The sequence below is a fragment of the Rhodococcus sp. JS3073 genome, from assembly GCF_026810085.1.
Classification (GTDB): domain Bacteria; phylum Actinomycetota; class Actinomycetes; order Mycobacteriales; family Mycobacteriaceae; genus Rhodococcus_F; species Rhodococcus_F wratislaviensis.
Genome location: NZ_CP113951.1, coordinates 4,617,308 through 4,634,321 on the forward strand (window position 1 = coordinate 4,617,308; position 17,014 = coordinate 4,634,321).

The 17,014-nt window shown below is 66.3% G+C and carries 13 protein-coding genes; 10 read left to right on the forward strand and 3 right to left on the reverse strand.

What is annotated here, in order from left to right; all coding sequences use genetic code 11:
- Positions 1-23 precede the first annotated feature (23 nt).
- The 8 genes from OYT95_RS20905 to OYT95_RS20940 all read left to right on the forward strand — a co-directional run bounded on the left by OYT95_RS20905 (position 24) and on the right by OYT95_RS20940 (position 9,157).
- Entirely contained in the window at positions 24-1,088 is a 1,065-nt protein-coding gene (locus OYT95_RS20905; RefSeq protein ID WP_268788895.1) for a cyclase family protein, read from the forward strand.
- A complete protein-coding gene (locus OYT95_RS20910; RefSeq protein ID WP_268788896.1) occupies positions 1,085-1,804 on the forward strand; it encodes an SDR family oxidoreductase in 720 nt (239 codons plus the stop codon). The genes OYT95_RS20905 and OYT95_RS20910 overlap by 4 nt, the downstream gene beginning before the upstream one ends.
- A gap of 40 nt (positions 1,805-1,844) precedes the next feature.
- The gene (locus OYT95_RS20915; protein ID WP_268788897.1) at positions 1,845-2,888 is read left to right on the forward strand and encodes a zinc-dependent alcohol dehydrogenase; all 1,044 of its coding nucleotides are present in this window, start codon (positions 1,845-1,847) and stop codon (positions 2,886-2,888) included.
- Between the two features lie 255 nt (positions 2,889-3,143).
- Positions 3,144-4,778, forward strand: a complete 1,635-nt coding sequence (locus tag OYT95_RS20920; protein ID WP_268788898.1) for a flavin-containing monooxygenase — start codon at positions 3,144-3,146, stop codon at positions 4,776-4,778.
- A 45-nt stretch (positions 4,779-4,823) separates the two neighbouring features.
- Entirely contained in the window at positions 4,824-6,194 is a 1,371-nt protein-coding gene (locus OYT95_RS20925; protein ID WP_268788899.1) for an NAD-dependent succinate-semialdehyde dehydrogenase, read from the forward strand.
- Between the two features lie 36 nt (positions 6,195-6,230).
- Positions 6,231-7,280, forward strand: a complete 1,050-nt coding sequence (locus OYT95_RS20930; RefSeq protein ID WP_268788900.1) for a 2,3-butanediol dehydrogenase — start codon at positions 6,231-6,233, stop codon at positions 7,278-7,280.
- 31 nt (positions 7,281-7,311) lie between these two features.
- Positions 7,312-8,085 (forward strand): SDR family oxidoreductase, encoded by a 774-nt coding sequence (locus tag OYT95_RS20935; RefSeq protein WP_268788901.1) that lies wholly within the window; start codon positions 7,312-7,314, stop codon positions 8,083-8,085.
- A gap of 43 nt (positions 8,086-8,128) precedes the next feature.
- Entirely contained in the window at positions 8,129-9,157 is a 1,029-nt protein-coding gene (locus OYT95_RS20940; protein WP_268788902.1) for an LLM class flavin-dependent oxidoreductase, read from the forward strand.
- A 21-nt stretch (positions 9,158-9,178) separates the two neighbouring features.
- Here the strand turns inward: OYT95_RS20940 and OYT95_RS20945 are convergent, their stop codons facing one another.
- The 3 genes from OYT95_RS20945 to OYT95_RS20955 form a co-directional block, all read right to left on the reverse strand.
- Positions 9,179-11,008 (reverse strand): sigma-54-dependent Fis family transcriptional regulator, encoded by a 1,830-nt coding sequence (locus OYT95_RS20945; protein WP_268788903.1) that lies wholly within the window; start codon positions 11,006-11,008, stop codon positions 9,179-9,181.
- Between the two features lie 111 nt (positions 11,009-11,119).
- Complete coding sequence (locus OYT95_RS20950; protein WP_268788904.1) at positions 11,120-12,319, reverse strand: CaiB/BaiF CoA transferase family protein; 1,200 nt, start codon at positions 12,317-12,319, stop codon at positions 11,120-11,122.
- A complete protein-coding gene (locus tag OYT95_RS20955; RefSeq protein WP_268788905.1) occupies positions 12,316-13,518 on the reverse strand; it encodes an acyl-CoA dehydrogenase family protein in 1,203 nt (400 codons plus the stop codon). The genes OYT95_RS20950 and OYT95_RS20955 overlap by 4 nt, the downstream gene beginning before the upstream one ends.
- A gap of 226 nt (positions 13,519-13,744) precedes the next feature.
- Here OYT95_RS20955 and OYT95_RS20960 point away from each other — a divergent pair, with 226 nt between their 5' ends.
- Positions 13,745-15,850 (forward strand): 3-hydroxyacyl-CoA dehydrogenase NAD-binding domain-containing protein, encoded by a 2,106-nt coding sequence (locus OYT95_RS20960; protein WP_268788906.1) that lies wholly within the window; start codon positions 13,745-13,747, stop codon positions 15,848-15,850.
- Between the two features lie 152 nt (positions 15,851-16,002).
- Positions 16,003-16,935, forward strand: coding sequence for a helix-turn-helix domain-containing protein (locus tag OYT95_RS44445; RefSeq protein WP_328286504.1), 933 nt, complete (start codon positions 16,003-16,005; stop codon positions 16,933-16,935).
- Positions 16,936-17,014 lie beyond the last annotated feature (79 nt).

Sequence of the window (17,014 nt, forward strand, 5' to 3'; positions counted from 1 at the left end):
GACTGCAGCAGGAGAGGTAGAGGATGACACGCTGGCGGAACCGACCCGAAGGTTCGAACTGGGGGGACTTCGGCCCGGAGGATGTGCTCGGACGGCTGAACCTGCTCGGACCCGACCAGGTCCGCAAGGGCATCGCCGAGGTCCGTGACGGCGTCGTGTTCTGCCTGTCCTTGCCGCTCGATCTGCCCGGCGGCACTGCCCTCAACGCCAACCGGTTCCCGCCCGTCGTGCGTCCCACACTGCGGGCCGGGGCGGTCAATTTCAACTGCGACATGGCCGTTGCCCATTCCGGCGCGACCGACGTGATGAGCGACGATCTCGTGGTCTTGCATACCCAGTACTCGACGCAGTGGGATGCCTTCGGTCACGCGGGTGCGTTGTTCGACGCGGACGGACACGGTGTGCCCGAGCGGGTCTATTACAACGGCTGGCGCGCCGGTGTCGACGTCGTGGGACCGGACGGAGCCCACGGTGCCGGAATCGGCAGCCTCGGTCGACTCGACGGCGCCGAGGACGGTCTGGCGTCGACCTCACACGCGGGTCCGGTCGACATCAGCCACATGGCGCGGCACGGCGTGCAGGGCCGCGCCGTCCTGGTCGACCTCGAGGCCCACTTCGGCGCCGACCGCACGGTCGTCGGGTACCAGGACCTCGCACGCGTCCTCGCGGCCGACGCCGTCGTCGTCGAACCCGGCGACCTGCTGGTCCTGCACACCGGCTTCGCCCGGCACGTGCTCGCCCAGCAGGGCACTCCCACCCCGGAGGCGCTCCGGGTGTGCGCGGTCCTCGACGGCTCCGACCCTGCCCTGCACGACTGGATCCGCGACAGCGGAGTCGTCGCGATCGCCGCCGACAACTACGCGGTCGAGGCGTTTCCCCCTACCATCGAGCTTCACGATGCCCCCGCTCTCCCGCTGCACGAGTTGTGCCTGTTCCGGCTCGGCGTGCACCTCGGTGAGCTATGGTGGCTGTCCGATCTCGCGAACCATCTACGAGCGCAACGACGCTCGCGGTTTCTGCTTACTGCCCCCCCACTTCGGCTACCCGGCGCAACCGGGTCGCCTCTGACCCCGATTGCGACGGTATGAACGTGTCTTCCTCTCCCGAACGTCTTCTCGTGACCGGCGGTGCCTCCGGCATCGGCCGTGCCATCGCCGAGGAAGGTCTGGCTCGCGGATGGGACGTCGTGGTCATCGACCGCGACCCATCGCCGATCGGCAAGAGTGTGCTCGCCGACCTTGCCGATACCGCGTCCACCGCCACAGCACTCGAGGAGGTACTCGCCAACGGCCCCGTCACCCGGCTCGTCAACAATGTCGGCGCTGTCTTCCCCGGCCCGCTCCGCGAGCAGACTCTCGCGGATATGGACGCCGCATTCGCTCTCAACCTGCGCTGCGCCGTCCAGTGCACCCAGGCCCTGCTACCCGGGATGACCGACGCCGGCTTCGGGCGAATCGTGAACATGACCTCCCGGGCGGCACTCGGAAAGGAATTGCGCACCGCCTATGCCGCATCGAAGGCCGGACTCATCGGCCTGACCCGGGTGTGGGCGCTCGAACTCGGGCCGCTCGGAATCACTACGAACGCGATCGGCCCCGGGCCGATCGCGACCGAATTGTTCACGAAGGCGAACGATCCCGAACGCACCAAGCAGATCGTCGACTCCGTCCCGGTTCGGCGCATCGGACAACCAGACGACATCGCCCACACCGCGGGGTTCTTCCTCGACGACCGGGCCGGATTCGTCAACGGACAGATCCTCTACGTGTGCGGGGGTCTGACCGCCGGTATCGCCGCCGCCTGAACGAGCTCCTCGTTGATCGCCTCGTCCGTGGGAGACCGCCATGAAAGCTATCGTCAAGACCACCGCCACCGAGGGTTTCGAGTTCATCACCGACTACCCGGAGCGTTCCGTCGCGCACGGTGAGGTCCGCCTCGCCGTCGCCGCCGCGTCACCGTGCGGCACCGACCGCGAACTCGTCCGATACAGCGCCACCGCGAAAGCATTCGGTCTCGAGCTGTCGGTGATCCTCGGCCACGAAGTCGCCGGAACCGTCATAGAGGTCGGACCGGGCGTCGAGACCCTCCGACTCGGCGACCGCGTCGCCCTCGAATCCCATATCGCGTGCCGGAACTGCTACCACTGCCGCATCGGTCAAGGACACAACTGCCTGAACATGGCGCTGCTCGGCCTGCACGTAGACGGTGGGTTCGCCGAGCGACTGGTCGTCTCCGAACACGCCTGCTACGCATTGCCTGACAACGTCCCCACTGAGACCGGCGCCCTGTTCGAGTCGGCCGGTGTTGCGGTGCATGCCATGCTGCGCAGCCAGGTCACCCTCGCCGGGCGCTCGGTGATCATCGCCGGCGCCGGACCGATCGGGTTGGCACTTGTTCAGCTCGCCCACCTGTCGGGGGCGATACGGGTCGTCGTGATCGAGCCGAACGACTTCCGTCGCGGCATCGCCGAATCTTTCGGCGCCGTCGCCCTCGAGTCCGACCACGGGGCGGTCGAATGGTGCCTGAACGACGCCGCCGACCGGCACGGGTTCGATGTGGGTTTCGATTGCACCGGCGCCCCCGGCGCACTCGACATCATTCTGCAGTCGTTGCGCCGCGAGGCCACCGCGGTGTGTATCGGAGTGCCCAGACAACCTTTCGCCCTCGACATCACCCGATATGTCATCAAACACGGCATCACCCTGAAAGGCAGCTTCGGCCGATCCCTCTGGGAGACCTGGGATGTCCTCGGTTCCCTGGTGTCACAGGGACGCCTCGATCTGAACTCGCTCGTCACTCACCGGATGGGACTGTTTAAATTCCAGGAAGCCCTGGACCTACAAGGGAGCAACGCCGGCAAGGTCCTGCTCATACCGGGCATCGAATAGCCACAGCGCTGGGAGAGCGAGCCGCCCACCAACCGTCAATACCTTCATCGACTTCGATGGCCCGGGACGCAATAACGTCCCGGGCCATCGTCGTTTCGAGAAATTCGAGCGCACAACTCAAGCATCGACGCAGGTCACGGCGTATGTTTGCGCGTTGTTTCAAATCGGAACAACTGCGGCACCTGTGTCCCCTTCCATGATGGTCTCAAGCAAGTGGCGCACGCCACACCACGCGAGACCGAAGGAACATGTGCCATGGATGCAACCGCCCACGATCAGATCCACGACCTCGACGCCCTTGTCGTCGGAGCCGGATTCGGCGGGATCTACATGCTGTACAAGCTGCGCAACGAGTTGGGCCTCGACGCCGTCGCCATCGACAAGGCCGGTGGAGTTGGTGGAACCTGGTACTGGAACAAGTATCCCGGAGCGCTCTCGGACTCTGAGGGTTTCGTCTACCAGTACTCGTTCGACCGCGATCTGTACGAGCAGACCCCGTGGAAGACGAAGTTCGTGACCCAGCCCGAGATCCTCGAGTACCTCAACGGCGTCGTGGATCGCTACAGCCTGCGTGAGCGCATCGAGCTCGAGACCGGCATGACCGACGCCGAATTCGACGAGCTCTCGGGCCGCTGGACCGTGCGGACCGACCGCGGTGTCACTTACCGGTGCCGGTTCCTGGTTACCGGCCTCGGTCTGCTGTCCGCGACGAATATGCCCAGTTTCCCGGGTATCGAGACGTTCGAGGGCCGCCTGGTGCATACCGGCGCGTGGCCTGAGGACCTGGACCTGACCGGCAAGCGGGTCGGTGTCATCGGTAACGGATCGACCGGCAACCAGGTGATCACTGCCAGCGCCCCGATCGCTGCGCACCTGACGTCGTTCCAGCGCACCCCGCAGTACAGTGTGCCCGCCGGTAACCGCGAGCTCACCCCGGAACAGATTCAGCATCACCGCGACAACTTCGACGCCATCTGGGACCAGGTCCACAACTCGAGCACCGCCATGGGTTTCGTGGAGAGCACCGTCGAGACCTTCAGCCTCGGTGAAGCGGAACGCGAAGCCGTGTACGAGAAGGCGTGGAACGAGGGCGGCGGGTTCCGGTTCATGTTCGAGACGTTCGGTGACATCGCCACCGACGAGGACGCGAACGAAGAGGCGGCAAAGTTCATCCGTCGCAAGATCGCCGAGATCGTCAAGGACCCGGAGACCGCCCGCAAGCTCACGCCCACGGACCTGTACGCGCGTCGCCCGCTGTGCGATTCGGGATACTACGAAACCTTCAACCGCCCCAACGTCACACTGGTGAACGTCAAGGAAAACCCGATCGCGAAGGTGACGGAGAAGGGCATCGTGACCGAGGACGGCACCCTCCACGAACTCGATGTCCTCGTGTGTGCCACGGGATTCGACGCCGTCGACGGAAACTACGTGCGCGTCGACATCCGCGGCCGCGGGGGTGAAACCCTGAAGGAACACTGGAGCGACGGGCCGACGAGCTACCTCGGCATGACCACCGCAGGGTTCCCCAACATGTTCATGATCCTCGGCCCCAACGGTCCGTTCACGAACCTCCCCCCGTCGATCGAGACTCAGGTCGAATGGATCGGCGACGCCGTCCGCCACGTCTCGGCGACCGACGCGGGCTGGATCGACGTCAAGCCCGACACCGAAGCCGAATGGACGCAGACCTGCACGGACATCGCCAATCAGACCCTGTTCTCGAAGGCCGCCGGTTGGATCTTCGGCGCCAACATCCCGGGCAAGAAGCGCACGGTCCTGTTCTACCTGGGCGGACTCAAGGATTACCGCTCGACCCTCGCCGCCGAATCGTCGGCCGGATACCCGAGTTACACCACCAATGACGACGTCCTCGAGCCGGCGATCTGACACCACCCTGCGAGGCCGGATTCGATCTGCAACGAAGGACGAGGAATGACGAAGTACGCAACAGTCGACCCCACCACCGGAACCGTGGTGCGTGAGTTCGCCACGATGTCGGACGCCGATGCCGATCAGGCGCTCGTACGAGCCGCCGACGCCTACCGGCTGTGGCGTGAGGTCGATCTGCCCGACCGGGCGGCGGTGCTCGCGAAGGTGGCCGAGCTACACCGACAGCACGCCACCGAGCTGGCCAAGCTGATGACCCTCGAAATGGGCAAGCCGATCGCCCAGGCGGAGGCGGAGGTGGAGCTGTCGGCCTCGATCTACGACTACTACGCCACCACCGGACCGGCACTGCTCGCCGACGAGGAACTCGACATCGCCGGCACCGGGCGGGCCATTGTGCGCACCGCACCGATCGGGCCCCTGCTGGGCGTCATGCCGTGGAACTTCCCCTACTATCAGGTCGCCCGATTCGTCGCGCCGAACCTGCTGTTGGGCAACACGATTCTGATCAAGCACGCCGGCTCCTGCCCCCAGCAGGCCCTGCGGATCGCCGAGATCATCGACGCGGCCGGAGCACCGGCCGCGATCTACCAGAACGTGTTCGCCACCACCGATCAGGTCGCGACGATGATCGCCGACCCTCACCTGCAGGGTGTGTCGCTGACCGGATCCGAACGAGCCGGCAGCGCAGTAGGCGCGCATGCCGGGCGCAACCTCAAGAAGTGCGTGCTCGAGCTGGGCGGCTCCGACCCGTTGATCGTCCTGCCCGGCGCAGACGTGGACACGGCCGTCACCGCCGCGGTCGCCGGCCGGTTCTGGAACGCGGGCCAGGCCTGCACGTCGTCGAAGCGGATGATCATCGAGGCCTCGGTGTGGGACCAGTTCGTCCCGGCGTTCGTCGAACAGGCCGCGCAATGGCGGGCTGGAGACCCGATGAGTGAAGACACCCGTCTCGGCCCGATGGCATCCGTCGCCGCCCGTGCCGACCTGTCCGCCCTGGTCGACGACGCGATCGCCAAGGGCGCCGTCGTCCACCTCGGCGGTGAGGTCCCGGACGGCCCCGGCGCCTACTACCCGGCCACGGTGCTCTCCGGTGTCACCCCGGCGATGCGCGCGTTCCACGAGGAGTTGTTCGGCCCGGTCGCAGTGTTGCACAAGGTCGAGTCGGTGGACGCGGCCATCGAGTTGGCCAACGACTCACCGTACGGGCTCGGCAGCGCGGTGTTCACCCGCGACGAGAACGAAGCCGACTACGTCGCCAACCGGCTCGACGTCGGCATGGTCGGTGTCAACACCACCATCCGAAGCGCCCCGGATCTGCCGTTCGGTGGTGTCAAGAACTCCGGAATCGGACGGGAACTGGGCCGCTTCGGCCTCGACGAGTTCGCGAACAAGAAACTCGTCCGCATCGTCTGAGCGGCCGACCCCACCACTGCGACACCAGGAGTAGTCATGCGCGCTGCCGTCTACTACGGCAACAAGAAGCTCGAGATCGAAGACGTTCCCGAGCCGACACCCGGAGACGGGCAGGTCAAGGTGCGGGTCAGCCGCAACGGAATCTGCGGAACCGACCTTCACGAGTACTACGACGGGCCGATCTTCATCCCGCCGTCCGACCCCCACCCGCTCACCGGCAAGGCCATGCCCCTCGTCATCGGACACGAGTTCTCCGGTGTCGTCACCGACGTCGGCAGAGGTGTCACGGATGTGCACGAGGGCGACCACGTCGCCATCGAACCGGTCTACCGCTGCGGTGAGTGCCGCCCCTGCAAGTCCGGTCGCTACAACCTGTGCACGTCGGTGGGTTTCCACGGCCTCATGGCGGACGGCGGCATGGCCGAATACACCGTCGTCCCCCGCAACCAGGTGCACGCCCTCCCCGAGAGCATCCCGCTGGAGATGGGCGCACTCGTCGAACCGATGGCCGTCGCGTACCACGCCGCCGTCCTCGGTGAGGTGGGCGACCAGAGTAGTGCGCTGATCTACGGCGCCGGCCCCATCGGCATCGGTCTCTGGTTCGCGCTGCGGGGCATGGGTTTGACCGAGATCGACGTGGTCGAGCCCTCACCGACCCGTCGCGCGTCGATCGAGGCGCTCGGCGCGCGGACACTCGACCCGACGAGCCAGGACGTGTCCGCACTCATCGCCGACCGCACCAACGGTGACGGTGTCGACGCCGCATTCGACGCCGCAGGGGTCGCCCCGGCGGTCACCTCGGCGCTCGAGTGCGTCGGCGAACGCCGACCCCTGATCAGCGTGGCGATCTACGACAAGCCACTGCCCACTCCGCTGATCAACCTCGTTCTGCGCGAGCGCCGCATCCAGGGAACGATCTGCTACACCGGCGACGATTACCGGGCCGTCATCGACCTCATGGCCCGGGGCCACTACGACACCACCGGATGGGTCGACACCGTGCCCCTCAGCGGTGTCATCGAGCAGGGGTTCGAGGCGCTCCGTGCCGGCCAGAAGATGAAGCTGCTCGTCGATCCCACACTCTGATCCCACCCACTTTCACTACAGGAGAATGACAATGACAGTTGCACATGTAACCGGTGCCGCACGCGGCATCGGGAAGGCCATCGCCCTGCGCCTCGCCCAGGACGGCCACGACGTCGCCGTCTCGGACCTGCCCTCGATGAAAGACGAGCTCGACGTCACCCGCAAGGGCATCGAAGCGCTCGGTAGACGATCGGTTGCCCTGACCGGCGATGTGTCGGATCATGATTCGGTCCGGCAGTTGGTCGTGGACACGGCCGATCAGCTCGGTTCCCTCGACGTCTTCGTCGCCAACGCGGGCATCGCGCAGACCAAAGCACTGCTGGACGTCACCCCGGAGGAGTACGACCGGGTTCACGCCGTCAACGGCCGCGGCGTCTTCCTCTGCTACACCGAGGCGGCACGACAGATGATCAAGCAGGGCACCGGCGGCAAGATCATCGGCGCGTCCTCGATCGCCGGCCACAAGGGCTTCCCCCTGCTGGGCGTCTACAGCTCGTCCAAGTTCGGTGTACGCGCCCTCACCCAGGCGGCCGCGCAGGAATGGGCCGAGCACGGCATCACCGTGAACGCCTACTGTCCCGGCATCGTCGACACCAACATGTGGGTGGAGGTCGACCGCGACCTCGGCGCCATCAACAATGTCGGCGAGGGCGAGTCCATGAAGGCCATGGCCGCCGGCATCACCCTCGGACGAGTGTCCCGGGGCGAGGACGTCGCAGGGTTCGTGTCCTACCTTGCCGGACCGGACTCGAATTACATGACCGGCCAATCCGCCCTCATCGACGGCGGCATGCTCTTCGTCTGATCCGCACTTCCCGTCACCCCTCCCCACAGTTGTGGAGCCCCTCATGACCTCCTCTCACGTCCCGACGTTCGGCCTCTGGTACGACTTCCGAAACCCGGCCCAGTGGCGGCAGCCGCTCGGCAGTCTCTACCGGGATTCCATCGACCAGGTGGTCTGGGCGGAGCAACTCGGATTCACCTCCGCGTGGCTGAGCGAACATCATTTCGCCGACGATGACTACGCCTCCTCCCCTCTGACGGTCGCCGCGACGATCGGCGCACGGACGTCGAAGATGCGGATCGGCACCAACATCATCGTCGCGGGTTTGCACGAGCCGGTGCGCCTCGCCGAGGACGCTGCGGCGCTGTCGCTGCTGACCGGCAATAGGTTCGAGCTCGGCGTCGGACTGGGCTACCGCGCAATGGAGTTCGCCGCCTTCGGTCGCACGGTCAAGCAACGCCCGAGCCTTCTCGAAGATGCCATCGCCGTGATCCGACGCGCCTGGAGCGGCAGCGGAGAACCCTTTGACGGCAAGCGCTTCTCGCTGCCCGGAGTTCCGGTGACACCCCTCCCGGAAGTGTCGCCGCGACTGCTGATCGGAGGCCAGTCCGAGCCGGGTATCGATCGGGCCGCCCGACTCGGCGACGGCCTGATCACCCTGTCGAACGACCACTGCCAGGTCTACCTGGACGCCGTCGAACGCCATGGCGGAAGCACTGCCGATGCGCGGATCTACGCGAGTCAGTGGGCGATCGTCGCCGACGATCCTGAGCGAGTCTGGTCGCAGGTGGGCGAGCACGCCCGATACCAACTCAACAAATACATCGAGTGGGGATCGTTCGAGGGCCCGAATCAGCCATCACAATTCCCCGACACCCAGTCCATCCTCGACGCCGGCGCCTACCGGTTGATGGACGCCTCGATGGCGGTCGACGAACTGGTGTCACTGGCGACCACCTATCCTCAGATCCGCGACTTCCACTATTGGGCCCAACTGCCCGGCGAGTCCGTCGAATCCGGATCGGCGCGCATCCAGTACCTGGCCGACAAGGTCATCCCCGTGGTGACCGAGAAACTCAGCGCCCGAACCTGAGGTGGCCCGGAGGATGCAGGCTTACACCTCGATGTTGTGAGCCTGCATCTTTCGATACAGCGTGGTCCGGCCGATTCCCAATGCCTCCGCGGCCTTGCTGCGATTGCCCGAGAACTGTTGGAGAGCCCGCAGAATCGTCTCGCGTTCGGAGGTTTCGATCATGGACAGCCGACGCCCGGACCGCGCCCCTTGAATCTGAGCCGGCAGGTCGGCAATCTGGATCACCCGGCCGGGCATACGGCGGACGAGTTGTTCTACGGTCCGACGCAATTCGGCGAGGTTTCCGGGCCAGCTCCAGCGAATCAGCAATTGCTGCGCCTCGGAGGAGAATTTCGTCGAGTGCTCAGAACCCTCCAGTTCCGACAAGGCCGCATCGATCAGGCCGGGGATGTGTTCGCTCATGTCCCGGAGGTCGGGTAACGCGACGGTGGTGGCCATCTGACTGATCAGGGAACTGACGTGCGCGGGGGCGTTGTCGCCTTCGACGGTGACGACTACCGGAACGTGCGAATCTGCGGGACGCATGAGCGCCTTGACCCGATTCACCTGCAGCGGGGCGAGGTCTTGCAGGTGCTGCACGATCACCGGCCGTCCCGACTCGAGGGCGGCGGTCGCTGCGACGAACCATTGCGGTCCCTCGTCCGGCAGAAGGGTTGCGACATCGACCACGTGGGGATCCTGCTGCGCGAAGTGCGTGCGCAGGAACGCAACGGCCGTGTGAAGCTTCCCGGTGCCCGGACCCCCGTCGAGTGCAAGGCATTCACGGTGCCGAGCCACCAGGGACAGCTGCTCGTCGACCGCGGGCACCGGATGCACCGGCAGTCGGGGTGATCTCGTCGCCGTGGGCGATCGACGACGCACGGTCGCGGCCTCACCCCGGCCCAGTCGCAGGCCGCTGTCCTGTTCGGGCAGCACACGAATCATGTATGTGGGGCTCGATCCGGACCCGCGGTCGATCATCTCCACCTCGGCCTCGTGCCACTCGGACTGCAGAGGTATCGGCATCCGGCACTTGTCTCGGGTGGGTGTGTTGTCGTTCAGGTAATGCCACAGCATGGCGTGCGTGCCAGGACCCAGATGGGACAGGCCGGCAGTGTTGGCGAACATGGTCTGCTCGTTGATCACGATGACCTGATCGCGCTTGTTTCGGTTCGCGTAGAGGTAGGACCGGACCAGGGCATGATCGTGCATTTCGAGTGTCGCGGCGAGGTTGCTCTCGATCTGCCGTCCGACGTCGACAGTGATCGCCCCCATCAGCGGAGACGCATCCTCGGTGTTGGCGGCGAGTGAGAACGTCCCCAGCAGGCGACCGGTGAAGGGCTCGAAGACCGGGGCCCCGGCGCAGGAGAACGCGGCCAATCGCTCGCTGAAGTGCTCGTTGCCCTGGATCACCAGCGGACGCCTCTCGGCGAGAGAGGTCCCCATCCCGTTGGTACCGATGGTGCGCTCCGAGAAGTCGAACCCTTCTGCAGCGTAGGCGCTGTCGAGTCGAGAGCGCTGGCGCGGTTCGCTGGCCTTGCGGCTGAGGATGTTGCCACTGCTGTCACTGAGGAACATCGCGACGCGCACGTCGGCCAGGTGATCCGCCAAGCGCGCCAGCACCGGCTCCGCAGCCTCTTCGAGAGCGGAATTGGTGACCAGACTGCCCCGGTGCGGCGGCTGGACGGACTGCACTTCCTCGCCGATGCAACGTCGCCAGCTACGGTCGATGACCTCTCGAACACCGGAGCGCAGCGTGTCCGGGTCCAGCAATCCCTTGGCGAGGAGTTCCTCTTTCGCTCGTCGGATCCGCTCCTGATCGAGTGGACCGGCGACACGACCGGATTTGCCGCCGGCGGCGCGCTGAGCCATGTGCTCCCCTTACCCGATACAACAGTGTTCCACGTCACATTTTCGGTCAGTTCAAGTATGCGCTGGTGTTCCACAATGAAACACCGGCGATATGTCGGAGAAGTGAGGTATCTACCCGACGGTTCCTCCGGTACGCAGTCCGGCGATGGTGGCGTCGGTGAGGCCGAGTTCGGTGAGCACGGTGTCGGTGTGCTGCCCCAGGGCGGGGACCGGTCCCATGGGCAGTTCCACGTCGGTGAACGTCATCGGTGGCAACACGGCCCGGACCTGGCCGGACTCGGTGTCGATCTGACGCCACCGGTCGCGCTCGGACAGCTGCGGGTGGTCGATGAGATCGCGCATGTCGTTCAGCCGTGCAGCGGGCACCCCCGCTGCGGCGAGCCTTTTGTCGAGTTCATCGGTGTCGAACCGGCGGGTGTGTTCGGCGACGACCGCGTCGGTCTCGGCTCGGTGCCTGACCCGGAGGATGTTGGTCGCGAACTTCGGGTGCTCGACGAGGTCGGGGCGGTCGAACACCTCGGTGACCAGGGCCCGCCAGCCGCGGTCGTTCTGCACGCCGATGAGGATCCGGCCGTCGATGGTCGGGTAGGCGTCGTAAGGTGAGATCGAGGCGTGACTCAGTCCCATCCGTTGCACCTGCGTGTCCTGGTACATCTGCAGGTACATCGGATGCCCGAGCCACTCGACGGTGGCATCGAACATCGACACATCCACAACGGCGCCGACGCCGGTCCGTTCCCGCCGGAACAGCGCCGCCTGCACTGCGGTGAGGGCATACATACCGGTGGCGATATCCGAGGCCGGAATACCGGTCTTTGTGGCGGACTCGGGGGTGCCGGTGATCGAGCACAGCCCGGTCTCGGCTTGGACGAGCATGTCGTAGGCCTTGCGGTCCTTCAGCGGCCCATCGGTGCCGTATCCGGACATGTTGACCACGATCAGCTCGGGACGATCCCGGCGGAGTTCCTCCGCGCCCAGACCGAGCCGGTCCATGGCGCCGGGTGCGAGGTTCTGGACGACGACGTCTGCCCGGCCGACGAGTTTGCGGACGATCGAGACGCCCTCGGCCGTTTTCAGGTCGACGGTCACCGATTCCTTGCCGCGGTTGAGCCAGACGAAATGCGACGCGATTCCGTGCACGGCGCTGTCGTAGTTGCGGGCGAAATCGCCCTCACCGATGCGTTCGACCTTGATGACGCGGGCACCCAGATCGGCCAGGTGCCGGGTGGCGATCGGGGCGGCGACGGCCTGCTCGAAGCTGACGACGGTGATTCCGTCGAGGGGCAGTAGACCGGGTAGCTGGTTGCTCATCGTTGCCCGCCTGCGGTGTTGCGGGCCTGCTTGACCAGGCCGCCGCCGATGATCAGGCGCTGGATCTCGCTGGTGCCCTCGTAGAGGCGCAACAGCCGGACGTCGCGGTAGATCCGCTCCACGGCGACCTCGCGCATGTACCCGCTGCCACCGTGGATCTGCACCGCCAGGTCGGCGACCTTGCCGACCATTTCCGTGCAATACAGCTTCGCGATGGACGGGGCGATCCGCCGGTCGGTGCCCTCGACCCAGGCCCGCGCGGCCTCACGCACCAGGGCCCGCCCGGCCATGACCCCGGTCTGCTGGTCGGCGAGCATCGCCTGCACCAGCTGGAAGTCCCCGATCGCGGTGCCGCCCTGGGTTGCGGTCGCCGCGTAGGCCACCGACTCGTCGAGCGCACGCTGCGCCTGCCCGACCGCCAGCGCCGCGACGTGCACCCGGCCGCGGGCCAGCGATGTCATCGCGGCACGGTAGCCGACATCCTCACTGCCACCGACCAGCGCCGACGACGGCACCCGCACGCCGTCGAAGTGCACGGTCGCCGTGGTCGATCCCGCGTGCCCCATCTTGCGGTCCTTGCCTCCGACCTGAACGCCGGGGGTGTTGGACGGCACCAGGAACACGGCGATGCCGGGGCCGTCACCGTCGGAGGGCCGGGTACGGGCGAACACCACGAACAGGTTCGCGATCAGGGCGTTGGTGATGAAGCGTTTCTCGCCGGTGATCAGCCAGTCGTCGCCGTCGCGTACCGCCTTCGTGCGCAGGCCGGCCGGGTTGGAGCCGGCGCCGGCCTCGGTCAGAGCAAACGAGGCAACGACCTCACCCGACGCAAGACCCTCGAGCCAGGTCGTCTTCTGTTCCTCGGTGCCGTAATTGACCAGTACCTGACCGGCGATGCCGTTGTTGGTCCCGAACATCGACCGCAGCGCGAGGGTGGTGTACCCCAACTCCATCGCGAGTTCGACGTCCTGCACGAGGTTCATGCCGAGGCCGCCCCACTGCTGGGGTATGGCGAACCCGAACAGGCCCATGTCCTTGGCCGCGGTCCGGATCTCGGCGGGGATCGCGTCCGTCTCGTCGATCTCCTGCTCACGCGGGACAACGACGTTGCGCACGAAAGTCCGGGTGTGGGCCAGGATGTCGCGGAAGTCGTCGTCGTCCAACTCGGTGTTCGGATCACGGGTCGCGGTGGCGGTCACGGTTGTCTCCTGAAAATCGAAATGCGAATTGATCGTCAGTTCGCGCGGCAGGCGAACTTCGGGACGCCGGATGCGGCGTGTGGTGTGTACTTCCAGGATCGGTCAACCAGGGGGCGTCCGGTTGTTCCAAATCGGAACACCACGGCGCCGCAGAATCGGACACGATGGAGAGGCGACAACGGAGAAGACCGCGACACCCGCAATCAGCATCCGAGGAAAAGGGTCCATGAGTACGTCCCAGCAAAACCAGCCGTCGCCGACAGTGCGGTACGAGGTACGCGACGGCGTCGCCGTCATCCGCCTCGCCAATCCGCCCGTCAACGGCCTCGGTGACACCGTCCGCGCCGGTCTCGCCGTGGCCGTCGGCCGTGCCGCCGCCGACGACCACGTACGGGCCGTCATCATCGTCGGCGAGGGCAAGGGATTCTGCGGTGGCGCCGACCTGCGCCAATTCGGCACCCCCGCAGCGACCGCCGACCCCACCCTGCCGGACGTCGTCTCCACCATTACCCACTCACCGAAACCGGTGATCGCCGCCATCCACGGTTTCGCCCTCGGCGGTGGACTCGAACTCGCTCTCGCCTGCAACTACCGCATCGCACACCGGGACGCGAAACTCGGCCTGCCCGAGGTGAACGTGGGACTGATCCCCGGGTCCGGCGGCACCCAACGTCTGCCCCGGTTGATCGGCGCCGCGGCCGCGCTGCGGATGATCCAGCAGGGCACGCCGGTGTCCGGAGCCCGGGCCACCGAACTCGGTATAGCCGACGACTGCTTCGACGGCGACCCGCTCGGCGCTGCCCTCGACTTCCTGCGCACCCAGGTCGACACCAGTACCTCGGGACCGGTGGTCGACAGTCTGCCGCCCGCCGACACGGCAGGTGTCGACTTCGACGACGCCCGCCGTACGGTGCGGCCCAGCACCCGCAACGGTCTGGCCCAGCTCACCGCCATCGACGCCGTCGAGACCGCGACCCGGCTTCCTACCGCCGCCGGCCTCGCCTTCGAGCGGGCCGCCTTCCTCGGCCTGCTCGGGGGCCCGGAATCCGCGGCCCTGCGGCACGTGTTCTTCGCGGAGAAGACCGCCCCCAAACTCTCCGGCGTTCCCGCCGCGTCCGCACGGCCGATCTCCCGGGTGGCGGTCATCGGCGCCGGCACCATGGGCAGCGGGATCGCCATGGCGTTCGCAAACGGCGGACTCCCGGTCACGCTGATCGAACAGAACCAGGACGCCCTGACCCGGGGAACGGCCCTGGTGCGCAAGACCTACGAATCATCTACCACCAAAGGCAAACTCACCGAGACGCAGGCACGCGACCGCATCGCGTTGATCGAACCGAACCTCGATCTCGACGCCGCCGCCGAGGCCGACCTCGTCGTCGAAGCCGTCTTCGAGGACATGGCCGTGAAGAAGGAGGTGTTCGGCAAACTCGACGCCGTCTGCAAGCCGGGGGCGATCCTCGCGTCGAACACGTCCCGACTGGACCTCGACGAGATCGCACGTGCCACCAGCCGTCCGTCCGATGTGATCGGTCTGCACTTCTTCAGCCCCGCCAACATCATGAAACTCGTCGAGGTCGTCCGCGGGGAAGCCACCGCCGACGACGTCGTCGCCACCGGCCTGACGCTCGCGCAGCAGATCGGGAAGATCCCGGTGCTGTCGAAGGTGTGTGAGGGTTTCATCGGCAACCGCATGCTCACCCCCTACCGCCGCGAAGCCGAATTCCTCCTCGAAGAGGGTGCGACTCCGCAGCAGATCGACACGGCCCTGCACCAGTTCGGGTTCGCCATGGGACCGTGCGCGATGTCGGACCTGGCCGGCCTCGACATCGCCTGGGCGGCGCGCAAGCGACTGGCCCCGACCAGGCTGAAAGACGTCCGGTATTCGCGGGTCGCCGATACCCTCTGCGAGAACGGACGGTTCGGGCAGAAGACTGGTGCAGGCTACTACCGGTATGAGAAGGGCAGCCGCACATCAGTTCCGGACCCCGTCGTCGACGAGATCATCCGCACCTGCGCCGCCGAGGACGGCATCGAACGCCGCACGATCACCGACGAGGAAATCATCGACCGATGCGTACTGGCCCTCGTCAACGAAGGCGCCACACTGCTCGGTGAAGGTATCGCCCAGCGCGCCTCCGACATCGACGTCGTCTACGTCGACGGATATGGATTTCCCGCCTTTCGCGGCGGGCCGATGTACCACGCCGAAGCCCTCGGTCTGGACGTCACCCTGCAGAAGATCCGCGACTTCGAGAACCTACACGGTCGAACGTGGACGCCGGCACCACTACTCGCGCAACTCGTCGACGCCGGTCGCACCAGCTTCTAGTCTTCGGCTGCAACGGGTTCCGTCCTTCGATGGAAGGGCGGAACCCGTCCGTTGGGTCGCCCACGGACCAGTCACCTTGGTGGGCAACATGGTTGACGTGCGGTATGATGTGATTCACACCAACAGGCTCTCCGGCGAACGGTGATGAACACATGCGCGACACATCAGCACACGACAACCCCTCGGCCACTCGCACCTTCGTCGATGACGCACCGGGTAACCCGTTCAGGACGAGCCATCTGCCGTGGAACCTGGAGTTCGATCCCGCAGTGGCGCCCACCACCACCCGTGTCGATCTCGGTGAACCGTGGGTGGTCGGCTGCCGCGTCGGGCGCATGAGTGGACGTCGCCGTGCTCCCGAGATACGAAACACACAGGGTGAGTATGCCGCGGTCCTGATGGTGCACAGCGGGACCGAAATCCTGACCCAGCAAGGCAGGACCACCGAGGTGCGGGCAGGCACTGCCGCGCTGTGGGACGGCGTGCGTCCCGTCGAGTGCTTCAGTGCCGCAACGCTCGTCAAGAGCACGATGTTCATCCCACGCGCGTCGCTGGCCGGGATCCCCGAACTCGAATCCGTGTTCGTGCGCACGATCGAGAATTCGGCGACCCTGCGACTGCTGACCGGATGGCTCGACGTGTCGATGCGGCAGACCGCGCTCGACCGCGACGCGGCGCACACCGCGGGCCGGATGGCGGTCGATCTGCTGCATTCCGCCCTCGCGCGTACTCGCGGCGATGTGAGTGACTCCCGGGAAGTCCTTTTGTTGCAGATCAAGGACTTCCTCGACCGCAACCTCGGAGACCCGGATCTGACGCTGGACATGGTCTCGCGGGCGAATGCGGTCTCGGTGCGCTATCTGCACATGCTCTTTCAGGGCACCGGCGAGACCGCCCGGGAATTCCTGCGACGCCGCCGCCTCGAGCGCGCCCAGCGCCTGCTGCTCGGTTCCGGACCGGAGCTACCGGTCGCCGAGGTCGCCATCCGTAGCGGCTTCGACAGCCCGTCGTCCTTCAGCCGCGCGTACCGCACCCGATTCGGTGTGGCACCGCGCGAGGCGCGGCGGCAGTCCACTGCCGCGTAAGGGTGTGCGCTTCCGGTGAAGTTTCGTGCTCACCACGCCAAGACTCGCCCCCCGGGTGCATGCCAGCCTGTGATCAGCG